This is a genomic window from Arthrobacter sp. Hiyo1 (assembly GCF_001263615.2).
GTDB lineage: Bacteria > Actinomycetota > Actinomycetes > Actinomycetales > Micrococcaceae > Arthrobacter.
In genome coordinates this window covers 739,532-742,406 of sequence record NZ_DF952468.1, presented here as the reverse complement: position 1 = coordinate 742,406, position 2,875 = coordinate 739,532, and the positions used below count along the sequence as shown (strand labels likewise).

The following is a 2,875-nucleotide window of genomic DNA, read 5'->3' as shown; positions in this document are numbered from 1 at the left end:
GAAGACGCCCTCGTATGGAACGGCACGGAGATTTCCGCTTCCGTCCCTGTGGTTTTGGACATCGGTGCTGCCGGGAAAGGCCAATTGGTGGACCTTCTGGCCTCGGTCCTGCGTGGAGCGGGAACCACGGAGTTCCTGGTCGATGCCAGCGGCGACATGCTTCATTCCGGGGCGGAGCCGTTGGGCGTGGGCCTCGAACACCCCTACGACCCCACCCAGGCGATCGGCGTCGTCGAACTCCATGACGGGGCGCTGTGCGCTTCAGCCGCCAACCGCCGCGCGTGGGGCGACGGGCTGCACCATGTCCTCGACGGCGCCACCGGGTTCCCGATAGAGACCGTGGTGGCCACGTGGACCATGGCTACCACCGCAATGGAAGCCGATGCGCTGGCCACGGCGCTCTTCATGGTGGATCCGAAAGTACTTGAGCGAGAATTCGAGTTTTCCTGGCTCATGGTCTATTCGGACGGACACGCCGCCTATTCGGCCGGCTTCGAAGGGACACTGTTCTCATGATTGCCATCAAAGCGCGAGTGGATGCCTGGCTCGGCCATTTCACGATGTACCGGCTGATTCTTTGGGTCCTTGCCGTTCTCGCGGCGTACAGCATGGTGTTGAACGCCCTGGGCTGGTTGAGCTTCGGGCTGCCTGAAATGGTTGTCCATCTTGTGCTGTGCCTGGGCCTGACGTATGCATCCAACCGGCTCATGGCCATGCTCTTCAAGGTCCAGCCGCACTCGGAGTCCTCGCTCATCACGGGCCTCTTGTTGTACTTCCTGTTCTGGCCCACCGAGCTGATTCCTTCGGTCCAGGTCCTCGACCTCGCCGGAGTCGCCGTGGCATGCGTCTTGGCCTCGGCATCCAAATACGTCTTGGCGTTCCGAGGCCGGCATATATTCAATCCCGCCGCGGCGGGCGCTTCATCGCCGGGCTCACCGGTTTGAACATCGCCACGTGGTGGGCGGCAACCCCGGCCATGTTGTGGCTCCTGGTTCCCGGCGTGCTGTTGGTGCTGTACCGGACGCTGAAGGTGCTCATGGCCTGCACTTTCTTCGTCGTGGCGCTGTCGGTGGTGTGCGCCGTGCTCCTGCGCGGCGGAATGTCCTTCGGACCCGCTTTGTGGCAACCGATCGCGCAGCAGCCACTGCTCTTTTTCGTCGGTTTCATGCTCACCGAGCCCCTCACCCTGCCTCCCCGCCGCTGGCAGCAAATGGTACTGGCCGCCGTCGTGGCCTTGTTGTTTGCTGTGCCGTACAACGTGGCGGGCGTGGCCAATTCGCCGGAACTCGCTCTGCTGATCGGAAACCTCCTCGCGTTCCTCGTGGGGCAGCGGGGCGGGATCATGCTGACGTTCAAGGGTTCGCGCCCCCTGACGCCGTTCACTACCGAGTTCCGCTTTGAGCCACGACGGCCCGTCCGTTTCCTCCCGGGGCAGTTCATGGAACTCAACCTTCCGCACTCGCGCTCGGACGGTAAAGGGCGGCGACGGGTCTTCAGCATCACCAGCTCGCCCGACTCGCCCGAGATGACATTCGGCGTCGGCACGGCGGAACCAGTCTCCGCCGCCAAGCGTGCGTTGCTCGCGCTTGAGCCTGGAGAGTGCGTCAGCGGAACCGCGGTGGGCGGCGACTTTGTCCTGCCGCCCGACGCCGGCAAACCCGTGCTGCTCATCGCGGCCGGAATCGGGATTGCGCCTTTCCTTTCCCAGCTGCGTCCGGCAGCTCCGCGCGACGGGACATCGTCGTGCTGTATCTCGCCCCCAGCGCCGCAGAACTTGCCGGGAGAGATGTCCTGGAGGCCTCGGGCGCGCGGGTCATCGCCCGCCTTTCGGACGGTTCCCCGCCGCCGTCGTTCATGCACGACGCCGGGCGGAGCCGCATCGACGGCGACTCCCTGCGGGAGCTCATCCCCGATGTGGCCGAGCGGGACGTGTACGTCTCCGGGTCCCCGGCAAACGTGGACACCCTTCGCTCCGCCGCCCGCCATGCCGGAGCCGGACGCATCCATGTGGACGCTTTCGCGGGCTACTGACGGCTCGCCCCCGCCCGTTTTCCATTGCGGCGCGGTGACCTGCTAAGCTCGTGGACGTCCCTCCGGCAACGGACGGGAGCCCCGGATGCCCTCGTAGCTCAGGGGATAGAGCGTCTGCCTCCGGAGCAGAAGGCCGTAGGTTCGAATCCTATCGAGGGCACAACAGAAAACCCCGCCAGTTCAAGGAACCGGCGGGGTTTTTCTTTGCCTCACCGTTTGCCGTGGAGCCTCGCCGCTTGCCAGTCGGGCAACAAAAAGTGGAAAACTGCGTCACGATTGGCCGCCTGCCAGCACAACGTTCTTGTGCAGACAACAAAAAGACCAGGGCAGACACCTCAACAGGAGCCCGCAGCAGCGTTCCCCGAGCTCGAGTCCATTGCCCCGGTTCTCGCCAAGAAGCTGTCGCGGCTCCCAGCAGCACATCTCGCAACCATCCTTTGCCCACAACCCAAGGACACCGATGCCTGAATGTGAAGCCGCCCGCCGCAACAAGCAAGCCCTCTACGAAATCGAACTGGCCTGGGGCAATGGCATCGTGGACCTCGGCAAGCTGCAACGGATCCTGAAGGGCCCCGAATATGAGGAGGAACTGTTGCCGGTGTGCTTGCAGGAGGCCTCCGAGTCGTCGTGATCCCGGACATGCCGCACCGGCCCGGCTAAAAAGTCAGTAGCCACTCCTAAGCTGTTCGTACCCGTCCAACAGGTACGAAAGGGTTCGCCGTGATCTGTTCCATCATTCCTCCCTACATGCTGCGAAGGCTGGCGGCACAGCACGAGCCCCGCCTGCGGGTGATCGCACGGGCGGCCAAGGAATCCCTGCTCCACATCAAGAACCTCCAGGCGG

Annotated in this window: 2 protein-coding genes, 1 tRNA gene and 1 pseudogene; all 4 read left to right on the top strand. The window is 64.1% G+C overall.

What is annotated here, in order from left to right; translation table 11 throughout:
* The coding region (locus tag AHiyo1_RS03255; protein WP_148667426.1) for an FAD:protein FMN transferase at positions 1-516 on the top strand (516 nt) is incomplete at its 5' end.
* A pseudogene (locus AHiyo1_RS03250) lies at positions 513-2,031 on the top strand (FAD-dependent oxidoreductase). The gene AHiyo1_RS03255 and the pseudogene AHiyo1_RS03250, both read left to right, overlap by 4 nt.
* A gap of 87 nt (positions 2,032-2,118) precedes the next feature.
* Positions 2,119-2,191 (top strand) — tRNA-Arg (locus tag AHiyo1_RS03245).
* Between the two features lie 300 nt (positions 2,192-2,491).
* Positions 2,492-2,662: a hypothetical protein gene (locus tag AHiyo1_RS24420; RefSeq protein WP_172465479.1), complete on the top strand. Its 171-nt coding sequence runs from the start codon at positions 2,492-2,494 to the stop codon at positions 2,660-2,662.
* Positions 2,663-2,875 lie beyond the last annotated feature (213 nt).